This is a genomic window from Ruegeria sp. CDSA020, from assembly GCF_059612345.1.
This window is the reverse complement of sequence record NZ_JBXWQK010000004.1, coordinates 387130-409057: the sequence shown is the minus strand read 5'-3', so window position 1 is coordinate 409057 and position 21928 is coordinate 387130. Positions and strand designations below refer to the sequence as shown.

At 54.5% G+C, this 21928-nt stretch carries 22 protein-coding genes and 2 pseudogenes; 8 read left to right on the top strand and 16 right to left on the bottom strand.

Translation table 11 applies throughout. The features are described from left to right. Window positions 1-33 precede the first annotated feature (33 nt). Together AC2FJW_RS09435 and AC2FJW_RS09430 are read left to right on the top strand one after the other, a co-directional pair. Window positions 34-780, top strand: a complete 747-nt coding sequence (locus AC2FJW_RS09435) for an alpha/beta fold hydrolase (protein ID WP_496749939.1) — start codon at window positions 34-36, stop codon at window positions 778-780. A gap of 459 nt (window positions 781-1239) precedes the next feature. After that, on the top strand, window positions 1240-1572 hold the full coding sequence (locus AC2FJW_RS09430) for an NIPSNAP family protein (RefSeq protein ID WP_496699579.1): 333 nt from the start codon (window positions 1240-1242) through the stop codon (window positions 1570-1572). 426 nt (window positions 1573-1998) lie between these two features. Here the strand turns inward: AC2FJW_RS09430 and AC2FJW_RS09425 are convergent. The 3 genes and pseudogenes from AC2FJW_RS09425 to AC2FJW_RS09415 all read right to left on the bottom strand — a co-directional run bounded on the left by AC2FJW_RS09425 (window position 1999) and on the right by AC2FJW_RS09415 (window position 4861). Further along, window positions 1999-2948, bottom strand: a pseudogene (locus AC2FJW_RS09425) (DUF3604 domain-containing protein). 279 nt (window positions 2949-3227) lie between these two features. Beyond that, on the bottom strand, window positions 3228-3989 hold the full coding sequence (locus tag AC2FJW_RS09420) for a hypothetical protein (RefSeq protein WP_496749938.1): 762 nt from the start codon (window positions 3987-3989) through the stop codon (window positions 3228-3230). Next, window positions 3989-4861, bottom strand: coding sequence for a hypothetical protein (locus AC2FJW_RS09415; protein WP_496749937.1), 873 nt, complete (start codon window positions 4859-4861; stop codon window positions 3989-3991). Before AC2FJW_RS09415 ends, AC2FJW_RS09420 begins: the two co-directional genes overlap by 1 nt. 369 nt (window positions 4862-5230) lie before the next feature. On the opposite strand from AC2FJW_RS09415, the gene AC2FJW_RS09410 reads away from it, so the two are divergent. The 3 genes from AC2FJW_RS09410 to AC2FJW_RS09400 all read left to right on the top strand — a co-directional run bounded on the left by AC2FJW_RS09410 (window position 5231) and on the right by AC2FJW_RS09400 (window position 8478). Then, on the top strand, window positions 5231-6067 hold the full coding sequence (locus AC2FJW_RS09410) for an amino acid ABC transporter substrate-binding protein (RefSeq protein WP_496749936.1): 837 nt from the start codon (window positions 5231-5233) through the stop codon (window positions 6065-6067). A gap of 175 nt (window positions 6068-6242) precedes the next feature. Beyond that, entirely contained in the window at window positions 6243-7586 is a 1344-nt protein-coding gene (locus tag AC2FJW_RS09405; protein WP_496749935.1) for a DUF3300 domain-containing protein, read from the top strand. A gap of 1 nt (window position 7587) precedes the next feature. Beyond that, the gene (locus AC2FJW_RS09400; RefSeq protein ID WP_496749934.1) at window positions 7588-8478 is read left to right on the top strand and encodes a DUF2950 family protein; all 891 of its coding nucleotides are present in this window, start codon (window positions 7588-7590) and stop codon (window positions 8476-8478) included. Window positions 8479-8821: 343 nt separating this feature from the next. Here AC2FJW_RS09400 and AC2FJW_RS09395 read toward each other — a convergent pair whose 3' ends face one another. Both AC2FJW_RS09395 and AC2FJW_RS09390 read right to left on the bottom strand, forming a co-directional pair. Next, the gene (locus AC2FJW_RS09395) at window positions 8822-9295 is read right to left on the bottom strand and encodes a tyrosine-type recombinase/integrase (RefSeq protein WP_496749933.1); all 474 of its coding nucleotides are present in this window, start codon (window positions 9293-9295) and stop codon (window positions 8822-8824) included. 304 nt (window positions 9296-9599) lie between these two features. Continuing rightward, window positions 9600-10457: a LysR substrate-binding domain-containing protein gene (locus AC2FJW_RS09390; protein ID WP_496749932.1), complete on the bottom strand. Its 858-nt coding sequence runs from the start codon at window positions 10455-10457 to the stop codon at window positions 9600-9602. Window positions 10458-10542: 85 nt separating this feature from the next. On the opposite strand from AC2FJW_RS09390, the gene AC2FJW_RS09385 reads away from it, so the two are divergent. Next, on the top strand, window positions 10543-11565 hold the full coding sequence (locus AC2FJW_RS09385) for a permease (protein WP_496749931.1): 1023 nt from the start codon (window positions 10543-10545) through the stop codon (window positions 11563-11565). 239 nt (window positions 11566-11804) lie between these two features. Further along, window positions 11805-12080, top strand: a complete 276-nt coding sequence (locus AC2FJW_RS09380) for a hypothetical protein (RefSeq protein WP_496749930.1) — start codon at window positions 11805-11807, stop codon at window positions 12078-12080. 188 nt (window positions 12081-12268) lie between these two features. Here AC2FJW_RS09380 and AC2FJW_RS09375 read toward each other — a convergent pair whose 3' ends face one another. From AC2FJW_RS09375 to AC2FJW_RS09325, 11 genes are all read right to left on the bottom strand, one after another. Further along, on the bottom strand, window positions 12269-12712 hold the full coding sequence (locus AC2FJW_RS09375) for a YqfO family protein (protein WP_496749929.1): 444 nt from the start codon (window positions 12710-12712) through the stop codon (window positions 12269-12271). An 80-nt stretch (window positions 12713-12792) separates the two neighbouring features. Further along, window positions 12793-13278, bottom strand: a complete 486-nt coding sequence (locus tag AC2FJW_RS09370; RefSeq protein WP_496749928.1) for a hypothetical protein — start codon at window positions 13276-13278, stop codon at window positions 12793-12795. A 1326-nt stretch (window positions 13279-14604) separates the two neighbouring features. After that, a complete protein-coding gene (locus tag AC2FJW_RS09365) occupies window positions 14605-14862 on the bottom strand; it encodes a hypothetical protein (RefSeq protein ID WP_496691457.1) in 258 nt (85 codons plus the stop codon). A 13-nt stretch (window positions 14863-14875) separates the two neighbouring features. Then, window positions 14876-15577, bottom strand: coding sequence for a NapC/NirT family cytochrome c (locus AC2FJW_RS09360; RefSeq protein ID WP_496749927.1), 702 nt, complete (start codon window positions 15575-15577; stop codon window positions 14876-14878). Between the two features lie 29 nt (window positions 15578-15606). Beyond that, window positions 15607-16044 (bottom strand): nitrate reductase cytochrome c-type subunit, encoded by a 438-nt coding sequence (locus tag AC2FJW_RS09355; RefSeq protein WP_200818550.1) that lies wholly within the window; start codon window positions 16042-16044, stop codon window positions 15607-15609. Between the two features lie 12 nt (window positions 16045-16056). After that, the gene (gene napH / locus AC2FJW_RS09350; protein ID WP_496749926.1) at window positions 16057-16974 is read right to left on the bottom strand and encodes a quinol dehydrogenase ferredoxin subunit NapH; all 918 of its coding nucleotides are present in this window, start codon (window positions 16972-16974) and stop codon (window positions 16057-16059) included. After that, window positions 16971-17789 (bottom strand): ferredoxin-type protein NapG, encoded by an 819-nt coding sequence (gene napG, locus AC2FJW_RS09345; protein WP_496749925.1) that lies wholly within the window; start codon window positions 17787-17789, stop codon window positions 16971-16973. The genes napH and napG overlap by 4 nt, the downstream gene beginning before the upstream one ends. Before the next feature lie 27 nt (window positions 17790-17816). Then, the gene (gene napA, locus AC2FJW_RS09340) at window positions 17817-20309 is read right to left on the bottom strand and encodes a nitrate reductase catalytic subunit NapA (protein ID WP_496749924.1); all 2493 of its coding nucleotides are present in this window, start codon (window positions 20307-20309) and stop codon (window positions 17817-17819) included. Next, window positions 20306-20599, bottom strand: a complete 294-nt coding sequence (locus AC2FJW_RS09335) for a chaperone NapD (protein ID WP_496749923.1) — start codon at window positions 20597-20599, stop codon at window positions 20306-20308. Before AC2FJW_RS09335 ends, napA begins: the two co-directional genes overlap by 4 nt. Further along, window positions 20596-21111, bottom strand: a complete 516-nt coding sequence (napF, locus tag AC2FJW_RS09330; protein WP_496749922.1) for a ferredoxin-type protein NapF — start codon at window positions 21109-21111, stop codon at window positions 20596-20598. The genes AC2FJW_RS09335 and napF overlap by 4 nt, the downstream gene beginning before the upstream one ends. A 183-nt stretch (window positions 21112-21294) precedes the next feature. Next, the gene (locus AC2FJW_RS09325; RefSeq protein ID WP_496749921.1) at window positions 21295-21495 is read right to left on the bottom strand and encodes a transposase; all 201 of its coding nucleotides are present in this window, start codon (window positions 21493-21495) and stop codon (window positions 21295-21297) included. Between the two features lie 22 nt (window positions 21496-21517). Here AC2FJW_RS09325 and AC2FJW_RS09320 point away from each other — a divergent pair. Then, a pseudogene (locus AC2FJW_RS09320) lies at window positions 21518-21778 on the top strand (IS110 family transposase); the annotation flags it as partial. Between the last annotated feature and the right edge of the window lie 150 nt (window positions 21779-21928).

The following is a 21928-nucleotide window of genomic DNA, read 5'->3' as shown; positions in this document are numbered from 1 at the left end:
GGCGCCACATTTAAACCACTCGGGAATACGATCATGAAGAAAGTAGTGTTTTGCCACGGTATGCCTGGCAGCCCATCAGATGCGGAGCTACTAAGTAAGGCCAATCCTGGTATTGAAGCCATTGCTCTGAATTTGCTGAACTTTGATCCGAAGGCCATCGACGCAGATCTTTGTGATGCCATAGATACAGCGTTGGGGGAAAACGACGGCGAGTGTGTGCATGTGGTTGGCTTTTCCATCGGCGCCATGGCGGCAATAAAAGTTGCGGCGTCCAGGCCAAACCTGGTTGGCCGACTAACATTGATATCGCCCGCTGCCCCACTTTTCATAGGTGATTTTCTACCCAAGATGGCGGGAAAATCGGTTTTTGAGTTGGCCATGAAGCGTCCAAGGATACTCCGGATTCTGACGCGTCTTCAAAGTTTGCTGACCCGGTTTTTTCCAGAAACTATGGTCAAAGTATTGTTCGCAAAGTGCGGCCCTGCGGAAAGAGTTCTTTTAGAAGACGAGACCTTTGTCAGCGTTATGAAAAAGGCGCTATCGGAGAGCTTCGTACAGAGGCCAGCGGCCTATCTTGCATTTATCAGCGCCTATGTCGCGGATTGGAGCGAAACTATGTCAGCGGTGCAGTGCGACGTCGTCCTTTGGCACGGGACTAATGACACTTGGTCGCCGGTTGAAATGTCTCACTCGCTAAAGGGTGTGTTTGGTGAAAAAGCCACAATAAACTTGGTTCAAGGCGCTGAACACTATTCAACTCTAGTACAAGCTGAACTGTAGTTCACACTCAAGATTGACGCTTTTGGAGGTGTACAGATTCTGGATAATATACTGATTTCGTTTAGAATAGGCACTCGAAGGAAGAGGCGTCTTTGGCTCGGTCACCTCGGCTGGAGGCAGTCGGATGTTCGACCGGATTCATCAAGAAAATGCATGCGGCATCGCCCCGAAATTCGACGTATGAAATTCATATGCGCAAGATCCGTTGTTTCGGTCAATCGATGGCTAGTGGGTCTGGTCAGACTTTGTTCGAACTTGGCGGACTTCTACAGAGATTTAGTATCAACCACATCCATTGTGCGGAGGGAGATATCATGGGTTATCAAGATTGACGTGGGTGCGGAAACCCAGGAAGTTCTGAGTTCCTAGTATCACAAATGAGTACGTTAAGTGGTACGGTAAGGATCAATCTCAACAGACTTCCCCCAAGAGTACATTCAAAGCAAACAGGCTACGCGCATGATTATCGAAGTTCGTCGCTACATATTAAAACCCGGACGTCGTGAGGAGTTTATCGAGTTCTTTGAACAAGAGAATCGTATTGCATTGCGCGACGCTGGGATGCTGGTCTTTGGCCCTCTGCGGGATCTGGACAATCCAGACAAAGTCCACTGGATGCGGGCATTCTCGTCGCTCGAGGAACGAGACAGGATCAAAGATAGTTTCTACAAAGGACCCGTATGGAACAAGCATATCGAGCCCCTGGTAATGCCCCTGATCGCCCACTTCGAGGCGGATGTAACCGAAACAACAAACGGGTTTGAGAGTTTCGGCGGTGGCGTATCTCTCTGAATTCCGGGACCCACAAGCCGAAGGGCTCACAGAAGAGAACGAGACACGCTCCGCAACACCGATTGTTGCCACTGGCGTGTACGCGGTGAGTGGCGATAACCCGAAACAGACCGTGATCGCATGGCAAAATTACGTCGCCAATACACACCCAACTAACCGAAGCGAAGACGGCATTAGATTTCGAATGCAAGTCGCCGCTGTCCCGCAGTTCGTGAGTTCGACAGGCCTCCCTTCTCGCTAGTGCAGCGAATGGCAGCAAAGCGGGCGCTACCGCAGCATTTCGGTTGGCTGCTGGATGTCGGCTCTGGGCCGTCCTCGTGATCAGCTACTATCGAGGCAGGGGGCTTTGCTGCAACGGCCCCGAGGTCGGCTTCGAGCCTAAGGCGGACCAAGTAAATTCTGATTTCAGCCTTATAACAATCGTCCCTAAGGTGTGTGCCAGATTGGCGATGTGTATGCCCTCTCTTGTATCGACCGTGGGGCTTCGTCAGGGATCTCCGTTCCGAGCACTTTGGCATCGTATGTTGTCCAACGTGGCGTTGGTATTGCCAACACTCTGGCATAGTAGAAAGAGCTTTGTTCCGGATCGTAATCGGGGTCTTCCCAATACCCCGATAGAATTGCCTGACCAATATCGTTTGTCCAAGTAGCACTCTCAACGTCAACCGTGTCGCCAACTGACCCGTCACGCTTCGCGTTCACTAGTTCGCGCCCGCCGCAAGATAAATCGTAAACACGTTCCGAAGTTGTCCCGTCGCTATTTGACCACCCTTTGACGATTTGAATGCGGTCTAGATTGGCTCCATCGGGGTCACGCAGAGCACGAACGAGGAACCGTGGAGAACGACCGTCATTTTCTGCTTGCAAATCTGCCCCCATCGGGAGCCTCTTTCATATCCATACGCGGCAAAATCTGCACGCGGCAGGTCCGTTTCTTCAAAATCGTATTCGGCAAAAACGCAAACGCGCATGCGAGGACCAATGGTTGCGTAGACTTCTTTCCGAGCAAGAGCGTGCCAAATGGCCTCGCGTGTGTTTTCTCTTGCCCAAACTGCCGCCTCTCCCGACGCCGAAGTTTGCCATGCATATTGGGCAACCTTCTCGTCCCCACCGATGCCGCCCACGACTTCTTCAAAACGGATCGGGTCCGCAGTGGATTCAACGGCAGCGTTAAGTTGTTGCCCAAACTCAGTCATGAGAAGCGTGGCGTCTTTCGCTGCCAACAGCGGCGCGAGACCCAAGTTCTCAGCGTGATCGGCAACCACCAAAAAGTCCAATGGTCAGCGCAGCCTAGCTTCGACACCGGTGCTGGATATCACCACCTCGTCCTTGGCAAAGCGGTACGCTTCATCAGGGCCTAGCACATTGCCGATCATACCGGCATCCGCAGAGTAGGACGTATGCAAATGAGTGTCGCCAAAAAAGACCTGATTGGGAAAGCTCTGCCGTGGATAAGGTGAACACTGCCTGCCGCCGAGTTGAGTGCTCGGCATGGGCGCAAAAAGCAAGCAAATGGTAAGAACAGATGCAAAACGGATCATTTTCGACCTCATCTATTGCACGAATGATGCTACGTTAAATGCATATTTCTACGACTCGTTCTTGTTCTTCGAAATAATTAGATTCTATCTACCGCACTAAGCCGTTGGCTAGGTTCAGCGGGGCGGAGGTGGAAGCACCTTCTTCGACTGGAGTACCTGAAGGATGTCAATAATCGCCTCAGTACTCGTTTCGATTGAACCTCGGAAGAACAGTCCGACGCCACCTTCCCCTAACTCCCGTGTGCCACCGGCGTCGTAAGTTGGCGAGAGAGAGACAAGTTCGGGAGGTAGTTCTGGGCATACCGGGTTTTTTTGAAGTATTGCGTTCGCGGTCTCGATGAATACCTGCCGAACCTTTTCGACATTACTCTTTGCATCGGACGACTCGGTGAGTTGATCCGGAGCAAGTCTCAGGTCATCCAAACGGAAAAAAAGGCAGCCATCTTTGAATTCGGCCGAAGCGGAAGCACCCACCGTCAAACCACCAGCGAAAGTGTTCTCGCCGCGTATAGATCCACCGTCGCTGCGGTTTTCGCATCGGAAAAGCTCTGCTTCGATCCTCCCACTTAACGAAATCACTGTATCGTCGGCACGGGCCGTTGCTTCGGTCACGCCGATCAATGCGTTGCAGACATCTACAAACGCGGCTCGTTTGAGTTCCTCTACAAGTATTTCTTTTGCCCGGCGAAGGTCTATGACACTTTCGATTGAGATCCTTGTCGCGTTCACATCTTTTAGTCTCAATGCCAGATCAACGGGAAACTCACGATCTCCTAGCTTGACGTCCCCGTTTGCTTCGAAGGTAACCTCTTCACCCAACAGCGCGGTTCCGAAAAGCCCGGCAGTAGCTAGTATCAGAAGAAAGATCCGATCCATCATCCCGCACCCCCAACAATACCGCGAGATTGCATAACCGCCAGGAGTTCCATCATCGTCATCGCACTGGTGTCGATTGAGCCGCTCAACGCAACACCGATGCCACCGTCACCAATTTCTCGTGTACCGCCGGCGTCGAAAACCGGATTCAACGAAGAAAGCTCCGAGGGCATCTCCGGACAAATCACATTCTCTTCGGTGAACTCCTTTGCCTTGGCGAGAACGACCTCCTCGACACGCTCCGTGAGGCCAATTAGATTAACCAACCCGCCGACAAACCCAGTAGGTTGAAGCACGACGTCGGCAAGATCAAAGTGAACGCATTGATCTTGAACATTGGCGCGTGCCGCTGCGGCGATCCCAACAGTCGTCGAGATAAGGCGTACTCCACGCCCGTTGGCACCCTCGGATTCTTCGTTTCGACAACGATAAAGCTCGACGTCCACTGAGCCTACGAGTTCGATGAGATCACCGCTGGCGCGGGCGTCGTCGAGTTCAAAGTCAACATTCAAAGAACAACTTTGTTCCAGAGTACCCGACAGAAGCGCGGGCGCTTGGACTTGGATTTCTCGCAGATCTAAGAGCCCCCGGAAACCTAGGCGCGTTGACGTCACACTGCTGATGCCCGCGTCAAATGTGTAAGGTAGGTTTTTTCCACGAGCGGGAATCTTGTTTGAGATGCTAAATTGAACTTCACCGGCGTAGTCGCTTGGCGACGCATTCTGTGCACTGGGTCGAGCGTTCAACTCGGACTTCAAAAGTTCTGGGTTCGTGGTTGCGCAGGATGCGAAGAACAGCAAACACACAAAGGCAAAAGGTACGGTTTTACGCGCCCCAAGTTCCGCCAAACTCCATTGTAGTTCTATTCCCATTACCCTTCGCTCAACCTCACCGTTGAATATCAACCCTAACGTACAGCGTCACGGCGAAGGTCAACAGTTTGCACCACGAAAATATACTGGTGCGGTGTTGTGTTGTCGCAACGACTTGCAGTTGACGCGGGTCCTTTGAAACTTCGAGCATAAGCTCTGCCCACAAGACTTTTCTCTCGCGTTAAGCCCTGAGCAGGAGCAGATGCATTCGGGTATCTGCCAATATTGCGAGGGTATACTTTCGATTCGTCGCCATGCCAGCACCTCTCATCAACAGACCGACTCCTAGGCGACACAATGTGTTTTACTCTCGACACAGGGTGCTTTTCACCTCCACAAGGGTGTTACGCCACTAAAGAGGGAAAAACCATGCGCTTGCTTTCTATACTTATTGTGACGGTTCTATTCACAACCGGCGCGGTTGCCCAAACAATCGACAGGATAACAAAAAACAACGAAATCCGATTTGGTTTTCGAACAGATGCTGCTCCGTTGTCTTACATTAACGACCAAGGTCGCCCATTTGGTCTGTCGCCGTTGATTTGCGATCATGTAGCGAAGGTAATTGCGCAGAAACTGGAATTGAAGGATTTGAATGTTCAGTTCATTCCGGTCGACTCTAAGGATCGTTTCGACAAAGTAGCTTCCGGAAAGGTGGATATGCTCTGCGGGGCAGCGTCGATTACACTTTCCCGACGCGAAATTGTTGATTTCTCAATTCCAACTTATGTCGATGGCACGTCCATATTGTTACCAATCGAGGCTGAGGGCACCATGGGTGCACTCGCGGGAAAGAAGGTTGGAATGAGAAGCAGCACAACAACAGAAGCGTCCGTTCTGAATTCATTTGAAGCTGCAGGTATCGACGCAGAAATGGTGCGGTTCGCTTCACACCCAGACGGTATCAAAGCACTTCGAGACGGTGAAATTGACGCCTATTTTGCAGATCAGTCGATTTTGCTGGTCAACTACATTGCTGCGGGACTAAAGGGCAAATTCAAACTATCCCAGGAAATACTGACGATAGAAAAGCAAGGATTGGCCATCGCGAGGGGTGACGATAACTTTCGACTCGTTGTCGATAGTATTCTGTCGGAAATGTATGCTCAGGGCACAATGGAAGAGATATTTCGTCTCGCTTTGCCGGGGGTGGAGCCGAGCGAAGCACTAAAAGCTCTGTATGTTTTCGCCCCCATTAATCCCTGAAGCTTGTCGCGCAAAACAGTTTTGTCGGGAGTTAATCGCCCTGCACAATAGAAGCTGGCCTTGTAAGCAAACTGACCGCTCAAGCCAGCTTGACCAATGACCATGTTTTACTAAATGATCCTCCATTTGGCAGGCCAGTTGCCAGAATCACGGTCTTAGGCGATCCTTCGATAAATTGAAGGATCGCAATATGTTTAGATATATAATATTTGCTCTCAGTTTAAGCACATCTAACGCCCTGTTCGCACAAGAGGCGTCCGATACTGTTGCAACGGAAGTTACGTCTGAAACTTCATCCGACCTTCTATCTGATGCTGAGTTGCAAACTTTGGTCGCCCCGGTGGCTCTTTTTCCCGACACTCTACTCATACAGATATTCGTTGCGGCCACTCAGCCACTGGAGATTGTTAAAGCAGAACGGTATTTGTTGGATAACGCCGACCGCGACCCCGTAGAGCTCGAGCCGGAAATCGAAGCTATGGGCTGGGATCCGTCTGTAAGTGTATTGGCCACGGCGTTCCCCGAAGTCGTCGGTCAAATGGCCACCCACATCGATTGGACCGAGACAGTCGGCACCGCCATGCTGGCCCAGTCCGACGATGTGCTGGATGCGGTGCAGGTAATGCGGGATCAGGCAATTGACAGCGGAGCTCTTGTTTCCGGGCCCGAGCAAACTGTCGTGGTATCTGATGAAGAAACTGTTGTAATTACTCCGACACAACCCGAAACAGTGTACGTCCCGCAATATAATCCCGAGACTGTCTATACCGGCCCGTCGACCGGGGACGTAGTGGGCGCGGCCTTGCTGACATTTGGCACCGTGGCGCTGATCGACGAGATTTTCGACGATGACGACGACTGGTATGACTATTGGGGGTGCCGGAATTGCGGCGGATGGGGCGGTGGCCCGATATACAGAAACCCGGACATCGACATAGACGTCGACGGCAACGTCAATATCGGTAACGATATAGATCTTGGTGACCGAACTGATATCGGATGGAAACCCGATCCTGACCGAAAAAAGGAAGCCCGGGACAAGATCGCTGATCACAAAAGGCCGGAAGGTGGTCGCGGCGACCTGCCTGTCAACCGCCCCGAGGGTCGCACGGACGAACTCCGCGCAAAACTGAGCCGTGAATCCGGTGCTGCAGATATTAGCAGGGGAGGCGCGGCAGCAGTTGCAGCCGGTGCAGGGGCGGGGGCTATCGCGAGCGGTGCTCTGGCCAATCGAGGTAGTGGGAGCAAGTCCTTGCCGCAGGTTAATCGCGGTAACGTAGATCGGGACAAGGCTGCTGCCAAGCAGCAGGCCATCGATCGGACTAAACGGCCAGATGCGGCGAAGAAGCCTGTCAAAAAGAAACCGCAAGCAGCTAAGAAACCTCAAGTAAAAAAGGCCACGGCTCAGCAAAAAACCGCTGCGTCCAAAGGTAAGGCTATGAAGAAAAAATCTTCAGGCGGCAAAGCTCACAAGGCGTCCAAACGGGGACATGCTGCCAAAGGCAAGGGGAGGCGGTAACATGCGTAAATCGGTTTTTTCTATTTTAGTGATCGCAGTGGCTACTGGACCGGCGTTTTCCGACGGTGCGCTGTTCGAAACTCCGCAAACCGCACTGGACGCTTTTGTCGAAGCGTTAAGGGCCGATGATCAGAACAAGCTGCTCGAGATTTTCGGACCAGAGGCAGAAGATCTAATCGGAACGGGTGATCCGGTGGAAGATCAGCAAAGAAGGCAGGAAGTGCTTGGCATGTATGCTGAGGGATACCGCTTTCAGCCCGAGGATGATGGGGTTTTTCTTCTGCTTGGCGAAGATAGTTGGCCCTTTCCGATCCCAATTCTGCAAGCTGAGAATGGTTGGAAGTTTGATTTAGAAGCCGGGGTAGAGGAGCTTTCCGCCCGTGAAATCGGACTGAATGAATTGGAAGTAATCGAAACGCTTGAGGCCTATGTTGATCTTCAGGCGGCGTTTCGTCTTGTGGACCACAATGGCGATGGCGTCATGGAATTTGCCCAAACGATCATATCGGATCCCGGCGCACGAAACGGCCTCTTCTGGCCAGAAGAAGACAGTTTTGTCGGTGAAGCCCTTGCCCGCGCCACCGCCTCGGGGTGGAGCGACGGTGCGGATGATTTCGAACCCGAACCTTTCCTCGGTTACTACTTCGCAATTTTGCAGGGGCAGGGACCAAATGCTCCGGGTGGTGCCTATTCCTATTTTGTCGGCGATCGGTTCGTGGCAGGTCACGCCTTGCTTGCGGTGCCTGCGGACTACGGAGAAACGGGTATCCATTCTTTTCTCGTGGGTGAAAACGGCACCGTGTTCGAGGCGGACTTTGGGCCGGATACGCTTGAAAAAACAGCTGAGATATCGACCTATGATCCCGGCCCAAATTGGTCACCAGCCGAGTAAAATTAGATCGGCGGCGACGCTTAGTTGCAGGGCTTTGGTTTGACCGATTTTTTGCCGTGTGCAGGTGTAGATTGAATGCAATTTTCGACTTAAGTGGCACTGGTTCGGGAAGGATCGATTTTGGGAAATCTAATTAATCGATGAAATAACTGCCCTTGATTCAATTTGACCCAACTTGCCCGCAATGGTTTGACCGAACGGCCGCTTTGTCCGCGTTCTGTGAGTCCGCTTGTGTTGAGATATTGCTGTCGTAGCGAATGACCGCAAAGTGGGCTGCAACTGCAGCATAGTGACGGCATGTCGAGTGACCGGTAAGGGCCGACCGTGTAGGCGGCCCAGAATGTTAGATTTCAATGGCTTCAGCAATGGCCAAGGCATCCTCAAGTTCAACGCCAAGATAACTGACTGTACTGTCCATCTTTGTGTGCCCCAACAGAAGCTGAACGGCGCGAAAGTTGCCAGTCTTCTTGTAGATCTGAGTGACTTTCGTGCGCCATATCGAATGCGTGCCATATGCACTGGCTTCCAATCCGATCGACGTGACCCAGTCCCGAACAATCCGCGCATACTGACGTGTCGATATGTGAAGCCGCTCATGAAAACGGCCTGGCCAAAGATACTCTGATCCGACCATCAGTTCGTCTTCGATCCATTTCTCGACGGATGTGCGGGTGCCTTCCGATATCTCAAACCGAACTGACTTCTGCGTCTTGTTCTGTAGCACTGAGGCGCGTTCCTTGATCTGGCCTGACGCCATCACATCCACAACTTTCATCTTCACAAGGTCGCAGCCGCAAAGCTTGCTGTCGATTGCCATATTGAACAGAGCAAGATCACGATGGTTCTCTGCCAATTCAAGCCGCACCTAGATTGCTCAGACATGCTTAGGTTTCAGTGGCCGCTTCTGACCGACAATGCGGCCCTTGTTCCAGGCTAGCCGAAGTGCGCGAATGGCAGGTAAGTTTGGTATTTCCATGACTAATCCTCCGATCCGCCATGCCCTCCCAAAACGACGACCCGACGTTGGCACAGGCGTCATACCACAGGATGCCGCGCCGCCTCCGATGTCAGGAACCGAGTCCGACCTGCCCATTCGACAGAGCGCAGCGAAAGTCAGCTTTTTATGGCTTGGCCATAAATGCGGCTCGGATCGCCTCCTTCATAGCGTCCTGAGGCCCTCGTTCTTTCGGCTTGCTGGATGCCATCACCAGCTTGGAGGCAGGTGTGTTCCCGAAGCCCAATGCGTCGTTCACCACAGATAGACCTGCGTGAAACGACGAGCGACCAAGTAGACCTACTGCAATCCCAGCTTCAACCGCTGCAATCACGCCAGAGACGCTCTGGCTGGAATATACAACGCGATATGGCTCTCCGCGGGCCTGCAATGAATTGACTGCCGCGTCGCGCCACCAGCATGCATGATCGAACAAGGCAACCGGAAGGCTTTCATCGATCTGAAAATTGCGGCGCGCCGACGACACCCAACAAGTTGGGTCTTCATAAAGAACTTCTTCATGGCTGGACGGGTTTTCGACCTCATAGACCGCAAGGTCCAGCGAACCTTTGTCGAGGGCCTCGGGAAAACTGGTGCTCAGAGCGCATGTGATATCCAGTTCGACTTTCGGATGATGGCGGGTGAAGGTCGCAATGATCGCCGCGAGTTTCGTTCGTCCGTGATCGTCGGGTATGCCCAAACGTAGTTTCCCGCTTACAGTGTTCTGGGAAATCTCCTGTAGTGCCGCGTCGAGACGTGCCGTCACCTCCTGCGCGACTGGAAAGAGCTTTCGTCCCGTGTCGCTCAGGACCACCCCGCGACCATGCCTGTCAAAGACCGGCTGACCCAGGATCGCTTCGAGGCGCTTGATTTGAAGACTTGTTGCAGATTGCGACCGGTGGATGCGGGCAGCACCGTCTGTGACGCTTCCGGCATCAGCCACGGCGACGAAGGTTCGCAGAAGATCGCTATCCAGGTTTTCCATTTGATTTTCCAATATCGGAAATTGAAACTATGCGTTTCACAGATGCCTCGCGCCGCACTATTTTTCAAGGTCAGAGGAGTATCCCATGTCCGATCAGACAGCTGCCAACCGACCATCCAACCGGAAACCCTTAGTGTGGGGCCTGTTTCTGCTTCTGTTGGCAGGTGTAGGTTTTGCTTGGCCGGAACACGCCGCAAACGCAGCAAGGTTCGTCCTATGGGGTCTAATTGTCGTTGCCCCCATTGTCATTCCGGGCATCGTTCTAGCAGCTTGGATCATCGCCAGCGGCGCGGATACCCACATCGCTGGCGCGTTCGAAGGCAGGACGCTGAGAGCGGTTTTGGCTGCATCGCTCATCGGAGCCATCACGCCGGTCTGCGGTGTGACAGTGCTGCCTTTAATGGCCGGATTGCTGGCAGCGGGCGTGCCACTCGCTCCGATCATGGCATTCTGGCTGTCCTCCCCAATAACTGATCCGGCGATGCTCGCGACTACAGCCGCGACACTGGGTTTGAGCTTTGCGATCGGCAAAACACTCGCAGCTTTCGGATTAGGCATATTCGGGGGCGTGGTCACAGGGCTATTCGCCAAGACACCTTGGGCAATGAGCGCGCTTCGAGACAATGGTCTTGCGCGCCAACTGAGTGCCGCACGATGCGGCAGGGATCAACCCTTTGATCCATGGGTATGGCGGTCAGAGACGCGGCGGAGATCGTTCAGCAGACAGTTCTGGGCGACCACGCGGCTGATCCTGATCTGCCTGATCCCGGCATTTGCCGCCGAGTATGCCCTGAACACCGCACTGACGCCGGGCGCACTAGGAACATATGTTGGCGAAGACAAATGGTGGGCAATACCCGCCGCAGTCTTCGTCGGTGCCCCGGCCTATATCGACGGTTACGCTGCGCTCCCGCTGACACGCGGGTTGATCGACAACGGCATGTCCGAAGGCGCGGCGATGGCTTTCCTTGTCTCGGGCGGTGTTGTCAGCATCTGGGGTGCTATGGCCATCGCACCGGTGCTCAAATTGCAACCGTTCATGCTCTATCTGCTGCTTGCAGTTCTGGGGTCGCTTGGGGCGGGGTATGTCTTTGGGTGGATCGTCTGAGATTCAGCGTTAACGGGAAGCAGACGTTCAGCAACCGGCAGCTTCGTCCGGCGGGCTGTAAGTTCGACTCGCCCCCGATTTTGCGCTCGCAGCGAAAGTCCGGTCTGGTGAAGCTGCATTGCGGCGTGGTCTGTCCTGATGAATGGCTGGTATGGGCCGAACCAAGAGTTTTCTAGGTCTGCTAGAATGCCCCCTGAGACGCATACGAAAAACCCACGGTACCCGATATGTCGCCGCCGATGAACCTGCATGATCTCATTAAAGATCAGGACCTGGCACCCGACCTCATCGGGCATATTGACAGACTTTTGGTGTTAAAAAGCAAAACCAAGAAAATCGGCCGTGGACAACGCATAGCGATCCTTGACGATTTCATACACGATCAAATGGCGTGGGCAGCCGTGGTGAAAAAGAACGAAGATCGCCTCGACCTCATCGCCGAGGGTAATAACTTGCTGCGGTACATCGTTAGGGAAAATGCCACGGCCAGAAATGCCATTATCGAAGGCATGTGACAGCAGATCGGGCGTTCAACTAGGGACAGGTGCATATAACACCCGAACTGCGATGTGCAGGAGCTTTCCGCTATTGCCTTGTTTCCAAGAAACCAAAACCGGACCCTAGTACAGCGTGCGGCGAAGGTTCCAAAGGAGCCCTTGCTACTTATTCCTTGGGGTTCGGAGATTGCTGGGATCAACTTCACTTACCAGTGCTCTTTTGGCACCCAATCTTCGGTCTCGTTGTTCCAGAACCTGTTAGGATTGTCCTCGTCCATTCCCCGGATATGAAGCGTCCGCATGCACGGCTCTACGAAGATCACCGGCTCTTCGTAGGGGTGTGATGAATAGATGTTTCTTAGAACCTGCACGGTTTTGGCTTCGTTACTGCCCAGAAAGAATGACAGTTCCACACAGGGTACCTCGACAACCTTTGAGGTTGCCGTGTTGCGCCCACTCCCCAGGGATCTGAATTGTTGCATTCCCGGCGCGGTCTGATAGGCGACGCAATCGTAGTCGCCATATTTCAGAACGTCATCGACCAGAACCGCGTCAATGATCTTTTGCGCATGTGTATCTGGCACCTGGACGACGATCCGCAGACCGTTTTCAGGAACGAACCTGTCATTTTCGAGTTTGGGCAATGTCATGTTTATCTCCAGCAGCTTCTACCGAAATAGCTCGTATTGGCGATGCTGTGGAAAAGGACGGTTCGTTATCGGCCGAACTGTCAATTGTCGTCCGAGCCGTCCAGAGCCTTTCTGCTCAGGCCAAACCAGCGTTCGAGCGCATCGAACCCGTCGTCGGAAATGGTAAGAGCGCGACTACCGGTCCTGCGCTCCAACCAGTTCGCTGTCAGTAACTTCTGCATGATCGCTGTGGCCAGCGGGCCGGAAATGTGGTGCCGACGCTCTGTCCAGTCAAGGCAGAGTTTTGCCGGAGGTTTCCCCGATGAAACAGGTGGCGGCTCGATCCCGATATCATCGAGGAAATCCTGATAGCGAGGTCCGGATGTCAAAGCGTCATCTCTGAGATTCAGCACATTAAGGGCAACAAGGCGCTTCGTCATCAGGACGCCGAGCTTACCAGCAATGTGATTGTAGCAACTGCGTGCGCGTTGTGTGTCTGTCGCGATCCGGCCAGGCCGAGACAGGTGGTCGGTCGGCGACAGGGTAGCCAATCCTTCCAGCACCCGGGCAACGTCAGCACTTGCCACCCAGTGATAAATATGCCGGCCGCTTCGCAAAGAAGCGGTCAGACCGGCAACTTCGAGTTGCTTCAAATGGGCACTCGCGGTCTGCGGGCTTACCTTGGCCGCACAAGCCAGCTCTTTGTTGGTGAATGCGCCCGTCCATCAGTTCGCACAGGATGCGGGATCGGCTGGGATCGGCGAGCGCGGCCCCGATTATATCCAGTCTCGGTTCGATTGCCATGCAAGACAGATTAAAGACAGAAAGCGAATGCAGCCAGTAATAACCGTTCGATGGCGAACGAAATGAGCTTTAAAGCGGACGCTGATCAAGTGTCTGTGTTTGTCCCGCTAGAGAGCCACTGGCGTTAGTCCCACTGAATCGCCACTACTCAACCAGAGATCGCTTCACATAACACCGGTTCAGGACATTCGCAGTTTGTTACAGCGCAGCGATTCAGCCGAAGATTGCGAAATCTGCCGCTCCCGACGTGGGGCGTCGACAACCGCAATGCGAACAACGTTGACCTTCTTAACGCTTACCTCAAGGCTAGGTTTCGGAAACTGAATGCCCAAAGCAACAACAATGTCTGGGCCTTGTACTTTACCAATCCGGAAAACGTGTGGTGAAATAATTGGGGATACGGACTGCAAACAGGCGCTTCAGCGCAGACCTATAGGCAATGCCTGTGGTAACTTTTGCCGGGCTCCCATCTTTCGGACCTTAGACGTCCAGACAGTATACACTGTGCCGGGTGAGCGTTGATGCTAGGCGTCGACGGTAAACTCGACCTTGCGTTTGATCTTCAGGCCGGACGTTCGAGTGCGGCTGCGGCGTCCCACAGGCAAGAGCTCGCGTTGTTTTTTGCGCAGTACAAAATGGTGGGAGTAGGACAAGCAGAGCGCTGATCCTGCCAGGCCAAATCATGGCTCCTAGGATTATGCGCTTAGGGGCGCCATTGTGCGCAACAAGATATGGAATCAATCTGCAGTGGACACATTGAGGCCTACTTGCCTGAATCAATTTGGCCGAAACACTATCTTTAAGGGTTTGATATGATATCTATTTTATTGCAGCTAGATGTCGTAATACCGGTCCATTGCAAGGCGTGGTCGAATACTCCAGTGGCGCGTAGGCTGCAACTGACAATCTACACCAACGTGAGCAATGGTCCCTCGGCAAGGATTGCTCGACAGTTCTGACGGCTTCCATCTCGAAAACCTATCAGATGAGAAATCAGGGGATGTCCATTCCATCAGAGCCCTTCCGCACCTAGCCGCTATCTACCCCAGAGCATCGGGTAAAGGACCAATCACTAAGCCGCCATTGCCCAGCACGCTCCGGTCTTTCTGTTAGACCGTTGCCCCTTTGATACGGATCGCAGAACCCAGTGTTCCGGCACACAGACCCACAACAATGGCAATCAAAAGTTCGGTCGTTGCAACATTGGCAAAGTCCCAATGGGCAAACAGCAGCGTCCCAACAATGCCGATCAAACCACCCATCATGGCCCCCAGCCAGAGGCGGCGCGTCATCATGCCAAGCGCAATGCCCAGAATGCCTGGAAGGCCGATGATGTTGCCTCCGATTGTTCCCAGAAGTTCCAGCATGACTTACCCCTTTTCAGTCCGACTGTGTGGTCAGGTATGACCGGATTTCTGTGCTGCCGTCAGCAAGCTGTTGTTGCAAGTTACCTGCAGATTTATTAGCCAGCGCATCGGTGATTTTCTGGTATTCTTCCTGATAACCCTGCGGCAGGCTGTGTGCGATGCCTTGGTGGCAGTCGATGCAGGTCATGTTGTTGTCAATTGCCCGCTGATGTTCCGATGCAGCGCGTGCTTCTTGAATGGTGAAATCCATATAGTCAAAGTTATGGCAGTTGCGGCACTCGCGGCTGTCAGAGGCCTTCATCTTTTTCCAGACCGCCGAAGCCATACTTAGCCGATGCGCTTCGTATTTCTCAGGCGTGCTGATGGTTCCGGCAAGCTCGTGATAGACATCTTTGACAGCCATGATCTTGGCCTTGATCTTGTGGTTCCATTCATGTGGCACGTGGCAGTCAGAACAGATCGCGCGTACACCGGAGTGGTTGTTATAGTGGATCGTCTCGCGGTATTCGCCCAGATTGGTTTCCATCGTGTGGCACGAGGTACAGAATTCCTCGGTATTGGTCAGTTCCAATGTCCAGTGGAACCCACCCCAGAACAGAATACCGGCCAGAAACCCGGCGAGGATCAGAAAGCCCGAGCTGAACATAACAGCCGGGGTCCAGATCGCGTTCCAGAGGCGGCGGATCCAACCGCGGTTTTCGGGGGAGTCTGCCATCTTGGTGCTCCTTTCAGACATGTGTTGGATTAGTTGCCGGACGAGGGTTCAAACACGTTGTCGACCAACGCAGGCGCATCTGCCTGAGGCACGTGGCACTGGTTGCAGAAATAACGGGTCCCGGCGATGTGATCCAACTCATTGCCGTCACGATCCAGATAATGGGTCATCGACAGGGTCGGCGCATTGCGTTCCCCGGCTTTGGTCCAGTCATGGCAGGACAGGCATTGATTGGTGCGCACGTCAATCTGGTATTGCTCGATCGAGTGGGGGACAAGCGGTGGTTGCTGGCGATAGTTGCGCTGCATCCGTCCTTCCACGTTCTTGTGAATCTGGTCCAACGGAATGGGTTCATCCACCTCGGCGCCACGCAGGGTTTGTACCGGCGCGGATTGCGCAAGGACGAACCCACTCAGGAATATAACGGGGATCAGGGCGACGACACCTGTCAGGATTGGCTTGTTCATCTCGGCACTCCCTTAAATAGGTCTGGCTACGCGCGGTTCAGGCGCGGGAACTGGGTCGGAAGGTGCGGCGACTTGGTCGTCGAACCGGTGAGTAAATTTGAAGACATCAACTGCACAGACATCGAGACAGCGACCGCAGTTTGAGCAGTCGGTTGATAGGATCAGCGGCGTGGCACCCGGCTTGCCCTTCAGCGCGGGCGAAATGATGTGGTTTTCGGGGCAGACGGCATAGCAATCCATGCAATCGTCACAGGCCGAGCGGTTAACCGCGCTGACCCGTAACAGGCTTTTGGTGCCGATCAGGCCATAAAACGCACCGACCGGGCATATGTGGCCGCACCAGCCGTGACGGGCGACAAGCACATCAAAGACAAAGATCGCAACGACCATGGCCCAGACAAAACCGGCCCCAAAGATCAGGCCGCGATGCAGCATGGTGATTGGGTTGATAATCTCCCATGCGATCACGCCGGTGAGGCCCGAGACGATCAGCGCGGTGGCCAATATCCACAACCGCGTGCGCCGTTTAGGTTGCCAACCTTTCGGCAAATCCAACCGCCTGTGCAACCAGTTGGCGGCGTCGGTCACCGGGTTGATCGGACAGACCCACGAACAATAGACGCGGCCCCCGACCAGCGCATAGGCCACCACGACGATCAAGCCGCCAATAAAAGCGGTCATCGCCGGCCAATGCCCGGCGATGATGCTTTGCAACAGGATGAATGGGTCCGTCAGCGGCAGTACATCCAGGGTCTGCGATCCTGCCAAGGTACCTGTAACGACCCAGATGCCGAACCAGGGTCCCAACAGGAACAGGACCAGAAAGAACAGCTGACTGATACGGCGCAGTATCAGGTATTTATGCGCACCGACCCAGCCTTTGACCGCCACGGCTTCTTGGCCTATGGGCATATGTGTGCGGGTGGTCATTGTCCCACCCCTGGAAGATCATAGCCGGGTTCAAAACCACCTGGTGCGATCAGGTTGTCGACCCCCGGGCCGGGCAGGCGGTCGGGCAGGTCGATTATGCCTTCGACAACCGGCGCGCCCTTGGCATCTTTTTCTTCCCAACCTTTGCGGTAATGATCCGCGCTGCTGCCCCGCGCAAGACGTGCCGGCAATACCTTGATTGCGGCTTCTGGCAGAACACAGCTTTTTTCACACATGCCACAGCCGGTGCAGCGGTCGGCATGTACGGTTGGGATAAACATCGCATGGTGGCCCGAGCGGGCGTTATGCGCCGTTTCCAGCGTGATCGCTTCGTCTATCACGGGGCAGACACGGTAACAAACGTCACACCTCAAACCCAGGAAGTTCAGGCAGTTTTCCTGATCGACCAAAACCGCGACGCCCATTTTGGCATCGTCAATGTTATCCAACTTGGGATCTAGCGCACCGGTCGGGCAGGCGGCAACACAAGGAATATCGTCGCACATTTCACAGGGCACATCGCGAGCGGTAAAATATGGCGTGCCCGTCGCCCCGGCATCCGACCCAAGCTCGGCCAGTTTCAAGGTATCATAGGGGCAGTCTCGCACACACAGCCCGCAGCGAATGCAGGCCGATAGGAACTCCCGCTCTGGCAACGCGCCGGGGGGGCGCAAAGCTTCGGCCGACAATGCACGGGCGTCGCGGGCCAGCCAGGCCAGCAGTGACCCGCCGACCACACAGCCGCCTGCCGCACGCGCCGTATCCTGAAGGAAGCGGCGACGTTTCGGCGAAAGAGGTTTCTCGGCGAGGGGCATGGGGATTACCTTTGCGATCCGTGCCGATTACGCGCGCTCGACCTTACAGGCGCATTTCTTGTAGTCGGTTTCCTTCGACAGCGGACAGGTTGCATCCAGCGTCAGCTTATTGGTCAGCTGGTGTTCATCAAACCACGGCATAAAGACCAAGCCGCGCGGCACCTTGTTGCGCCCGCGTGTCTCAACCCGACTGGTGACCTCGCCACGGCGGGTCGACAACACGATCTCCTGGCCGCGGCGCAAGCCGCGATCCTTGGCGTCCTGTGGATGCATATAGACAACAGCCGACGGGAACGCCCGGTGCAGTTCTGGCACCCTGCGCGTCATCGAGCCTGAATGCCAATGTTCCAGCACGCGACCGGTAGACAGCCACAGGTCATATTCTTCATCTGGCTCCTCAGCGGCGGGTTCGTAGGGGGCAAAGATGATTTTTGCCTTGCCGTCCTTGTGACCGTAGAATTTAACATCCGCGCCTTCGGGCACATACGGATCGTACCCTTCGCGGAAGCGGTAAAGGGTTTCTTGCCCGTCCACGACCGGCCAGCGCAACCCGCGCGCCTGATGGTAGGTTTCGAACGGTGCAAGGTCATGTGCGTGGCCACGGCCAAATTCGGCATATTCCTCAAACAGGCCTTTCTGAACGTAGAACCCAAAATGCTCGGATTCGTCGTTGTCAAAGCCTTCCGCAGTTTCGGCTAGGGGGTACTTGTCCACCGATCCGTTGGCGTAAAGCACATCATACATCGTCTTGCCGCGGTGTTCGGGCATCTTGGCCAGCAGCTCTTCATCCCAGACCTCTTCAACGGTGAAGCGTTTCGAAAACTCCATCAACTGCCACAGGTCAGATTTTGCTTCTCCTGGCGCTTTCACCTGCTGACGCCAGAACTGCGTACGGCGTTCCGCGTTGCCATAGGCACCTTCTTTTTCGACCCACATGGCGGTGGGCAGGATCAAATCTGCAGAGACAGCCGTGACTGTTGGATAAGGGTCAGAGACTGCGATGAAGTTTTCCGGGTTGCGATAACCCGGGTAACCTTCCTCGTTGATATTGGGTGCCGCCTGCATGTTGTTGTTGCACTGCACCCAATAGGCATTCAGTTCACCATCCTTCAGCTTCCGGTGCTGCAAGACAGCATGGAACCCGGGCTTAGGTGGAATAGTACCTGCCGGGATATTCCAGGCGGTTTCGCAAATCTGACGGTGTTCGTCATTTGCCACCACCATGTCAGCAGGCAGCCGGTGTGCGAACGTGCCCACCTCACGCGCGGTTCCACAGGCCGAGGGCTGACCGGTCAGCGAGAAAGGCGAGTTGCCGGGTTCTGAGATCTTACCAACCAGCAGGTGTACATTATACATCAGCGAATTCACCCACGATCCGCGGGTGTGCTGGTTGAAGCCCATGGTCCACAAGCTCATCACTTTGCGGTTCGGGTCTGCATATTGTTGCGCCAGCTTCTCAAGTTTATCGGCGGGCACGCCAGACAGTTCGGCTGTGTATTCCAACGTATAAGGCGCGACCGCCTCGGCGTATTCTTCAAAGCTGATCGTCTCGAGCTTGCCCGAGTTTGGGTTCTCTGCCTCTTGCTGCAGCGTGTTTGTATCGCGCAGACCATAACCGATATCGATGGCGGTCTTGGTGATGTTGAGGTGTTTGTTGACAAACTCTTCGTTCACCGCGCCGTTCTGAATGATGTAATTGGCGATGTAATTCAGGATCGCCAGATCGGTCTGCGGGTTAAACACTAGGCCATTATCGGCCAGTTCGAACGAGCGATGTTCGAATGTCGATAGAACATGCACTTCGCATCCCGGCTTGGTCAGGCGCGTGTCGGTCAGGCGCGACCACAGGATCGGGTGCATTTCGGCCATGTTCGATCCCCACAGCACGAAAGTATCCGCGTGTTCCAGATCGTCATAGCAGCCCATCGGCTCGTCAATTCCGAAGGTACGCATAAAGCCCACGACCGCGGACGCCATACAGTGCCGCGCGTTGGGGTCGATATTGTTGGACCGGAACCCGGCTTTCATCAATTTCGATGCAGCATAGCCTTCCCAAACCGTCCACTGGCCTGACCCGAACATGCCGACACTGGTCGGGCCCTTCTTGGCCAGCGCCTCTTTCCATTTGGCAGCCATGACGTCAAAGGCTTCGTCCCAACTGACCGGCTCAAACTCACCGTTCTTGTCATATTCGCCGTTGGTCTTGCGCAGCAATGGGGTGGTCAGGCGATCCTTGCCATACATGATCTTTGACAGGAAATAGCCCTTGATGCAGTTCAGCCCGCGATTGACCGGCGCGTCAGGGTCACCCTGAGTGGCGACAACACGCCCGTCCTTGGTACCTACCAGCACAGAACAGCCGGTGCCACAGAACCGGCAGGCGGCCTTGTCCCAGCGAATGTCAGGGGTGCCCACCTGCGCGGCGGCCTGACCAGTGGCCAGAGGAATACCTGCGGCAGAGGCCGTCGCTGCGGCCGCTGAGGACTTGAGGAATGTCCGACGAGTTTCTGATATGGTCATAGCATGGGCCTCCGGCTGGTGGTTTGGCTTGGGGCATCGGGATGCGGATGGCCGTCCGCAGTGTCCTCGAAATGGTGGTACGTCAGCGTCAGAGAAATCACCCCGGGGATCTGGTGCAGGTCCATGATGATCTCGGACGCAAGGCGTGTCGGCGTGTCTTCGACAACAACTACGAAACGGCCGTCTTCGGCCTCGGCGTGAATTTCGACACCGACCGTGCCTTTCATTGCCTCGGACGCCGCCAGTGCCTGCGCTGGTGCGATATGTAAAAGGCATCCGCAGATATTCATTGGCTGACTTCCGTTTGAGATATGGTTTTGCGTTTCAATGTGACGGCATCGACCGGGCAAGACGCCATACACGACCCACAGCCAGTGCAGGCGTCGAGGTCTATTGATGGATCCGCGCGGCCACCTAGTTGCAGCCTGAAGTTGATGGCGTTCTGTTCGCAATTATCCTGACACACCCGGCAGCTGACACCATTGACAGACAGGCAGGACGCAGTTTCGACCGACGCGCGCCACGGCCAATCTTGCAGGCGTTCTATGTCCAGGGCATCCGTGGGACAGGATTGAGCGCAACTCCCACAAAAAGTGCAGGGACCCTCGGTGGGTTGAAACACCGGATACCCATCCTGACCAATGGCAATCACACTTTCGGGGCAAGCCTCGACACAGTCGCCACATTTACTGCATTGATCTGCAAAATCAGGCACATCCGAACCCGGAGGTCGAACAAGATTACTGTCCTCCCGGAATGCGGTGACGCCCAAAAACGCGCGTCGGCTGGTCAGTTGGCTCATATCGCTTTGACCCGGCTACCTCTGATTCCTTTTCTGAGTTTACTGCATAATCGTTCTGAGGCTGGTACATTTTGATCCAGATCATTATTTGAGCGCATCGTTCTTAAACGATTTGAGCTATTTGACGTCTGGAATGCCACCATCCGTACTGCTTGAAACCAGATGAGCGATGACACAACAAAGTCAAACCGCCATCTGTCTCAAAACATCTGATGACGTATAGCCGTCCATTGCCAACCGTTGCCACGTCGACAGGTGATTGGGCCGTAGATCATGTCGTCGCGCAACTTCATTGACCTCACACTCAGGACCAACGACTTGGCCACAACACGACCCTTGAACGGTTCTGAAGGTGTAGTCGCCCCCAAGGCCTCGGTGTGCCATTGTGGGTTTGCAAACATCCTGAATGGAGGCGTCACTGGAAGAGATTGGCCTGAATTTGGCGAAGAATGTGTTCCAGGTGCACGGAGCGGCTAGAACAGGTCACCCGGTTCTTCAGAAGAAACTGCGCAGGGGCCGGGTCCTCGAGTACTTTGCCAAATTGCCGTGTTGCGTGGTTGCAATGGGGGCCTGCGCCAGTGCGCATTATTGGGGGCGCGAGATCGGCTGTTTGGGTCACGAAGTCAGGCTGATCCATCTGGCCCTTGTTTCAGGCTGGGCGAAGCGCGCGAATGGCGGGTAAGTTTGGTGTTTCCATGACTGATCCTCCGAACCGCCATTCCATCCCACTTCGACAACCCGACGTTGACCGGTGCAGCATATCACTGGATGCTGCATCGCATCCGACGTCCAGTTTGAGCCCAGAGCGACAGATACT

Bases quoted from the DNA above. Each gene is read 5' to 3' on its own strand.
- AC2FJW_RS09435 (WP_496749939.1), top strand. From the start codon at position 34: ATGAAGAAAGTAGTGTTTTGCCACGGTATGCCTGGCAGCCCATCAGAT.
- AC2FJW_RS09430 (WP_496699579.1), top strand. From the start codon at position 1,240: ATGATTATCGAAGTTCGTCGCTACATATTAAAACCCGGACGTCGTGAG.
- AC2FJW_RS09420 (WP_496749938.1), bottom strand. From the start codon at position 3,989: ATGGATCGGATCTTTCTTCTGATACTAGCTACTGCCGGGCTTTTCGGA.
- AC2FJW_RS09415 (WP_496749937.1), bottom strand. From the start codon at position 4,861: ATGGGAATAGAACTACAATGGAGTTTGGCGGAACTTGGGGCGCGTAAA.
- AC2FJW_RS09410 (WP_496749936.1), top strand. From the start codon at position 5,231: ATGCGCTTGCTTTCTATACTTATTGTGACGGTTCTATTCACAACCGGC.
- AC2FJW_RS09400 (WP_496749934.1), top strand. From the start codon at position 7,588: ATGCGTAAATCGGTTTTTTCTATTTTAGTGATCGCAGTGGCTACTGGA.
- AC2FJW_RS09395 (WP_496749933.1), bottom strand. From the start codon at position 9,295: ATGGCAATCGACAGCAAGCTTTGCGGCTGCGACCTTGTGAAGATGAAA.
- AC2FJW_RS09390 (WP_496749932.1), bottom strand. From the start codon at position 10,457: ATGGAAAACCTGGATAGCGATCTTCTGCGAACCTTCGTCGCCGTGGCT.
- AC2FJW_RS09385 (WP_496749931.1), top strand. From the start codon at position 10,543: ATGTCCGATCAGACAGCTGCCAACCGACCATCCAACCGGAAACCCTTA.
- AC2FJW_RS09380 (WP_496749930.1), top strand. From the start codon at position 11,805: ATGAACCTGCATGATCTCATTAAAGATCAGGACCTGGCACCCGACCTC.
- AC2FJW_RS09375 (WP_496749929.1), bottom strand. From the start codon at position 12,712: ATGACATTGCCCAAACTCGAAAATGACAGGTTCGTTCCTGAAAACGGT.
- AC2FJW_RS09365 (WP_496691457.1), bottom strand. From the start codon at position 14,862: ATGCTGGAACTTCTGGGAACAATCGGAGGCAACATCATCGGCCTTCCA.
- AC2FJW_RS09360 (WP_496749927.1), bottom strand. From the start codon at position 15,577: ATGGCAGACTCCCCCGAAAACCGCGGTTGGATCCGCCGCCTCTGGAAC.
- AC2FJW_RS09355 (WP_200818550.1), bottom strand. From the start codon at position 16,044: ATGAACAAGCCAATCCTGACAGGTGTCGTCGCCCTGATCCCCGTTATA.
- napH (WP_496749926.1), bottom strand. From the start codon at position 16,974: ATGACCACCCGCACACATATGCCCATAGGCCAAGAAGCCGTGGCGGTC.
- napG (WP_496749925.1), bottom strand. From the start codon at position 17,789: ATGCCCCTCGCCGAGAAACCTCTTTCGCCGAAACGTCGCCGCTTCCTT.
- napA (WP_496749924.1), bottom strand. From the start codon at position 20,309: ATGACCATATCAGAAACTCGTCGGACATTCCTCAAGTCCTCAGCGGCC.
- AC2FJW_RS09335 (WP_496749923.1), bottom strand. From the start codon at position 20,599: ATGAATATCTGCGGATGCCTTTTACATATCGCACCAGCGCAGGCACTG.
- napF (WP_496749922.1), bottom strand. From the start codon at position 21,111: ATGAGCCAACTGACCAGCCGACGCGCGTTTTTGGGCGTCACCGCATTC.
- AC2FJW_RS09325 (WP_496749921.1), bottom strand. From the start codon at position 21,495: ATGGCACACCGAGGCCTTGGGGGCGACTACACCTTCAGAACCGTTCAA.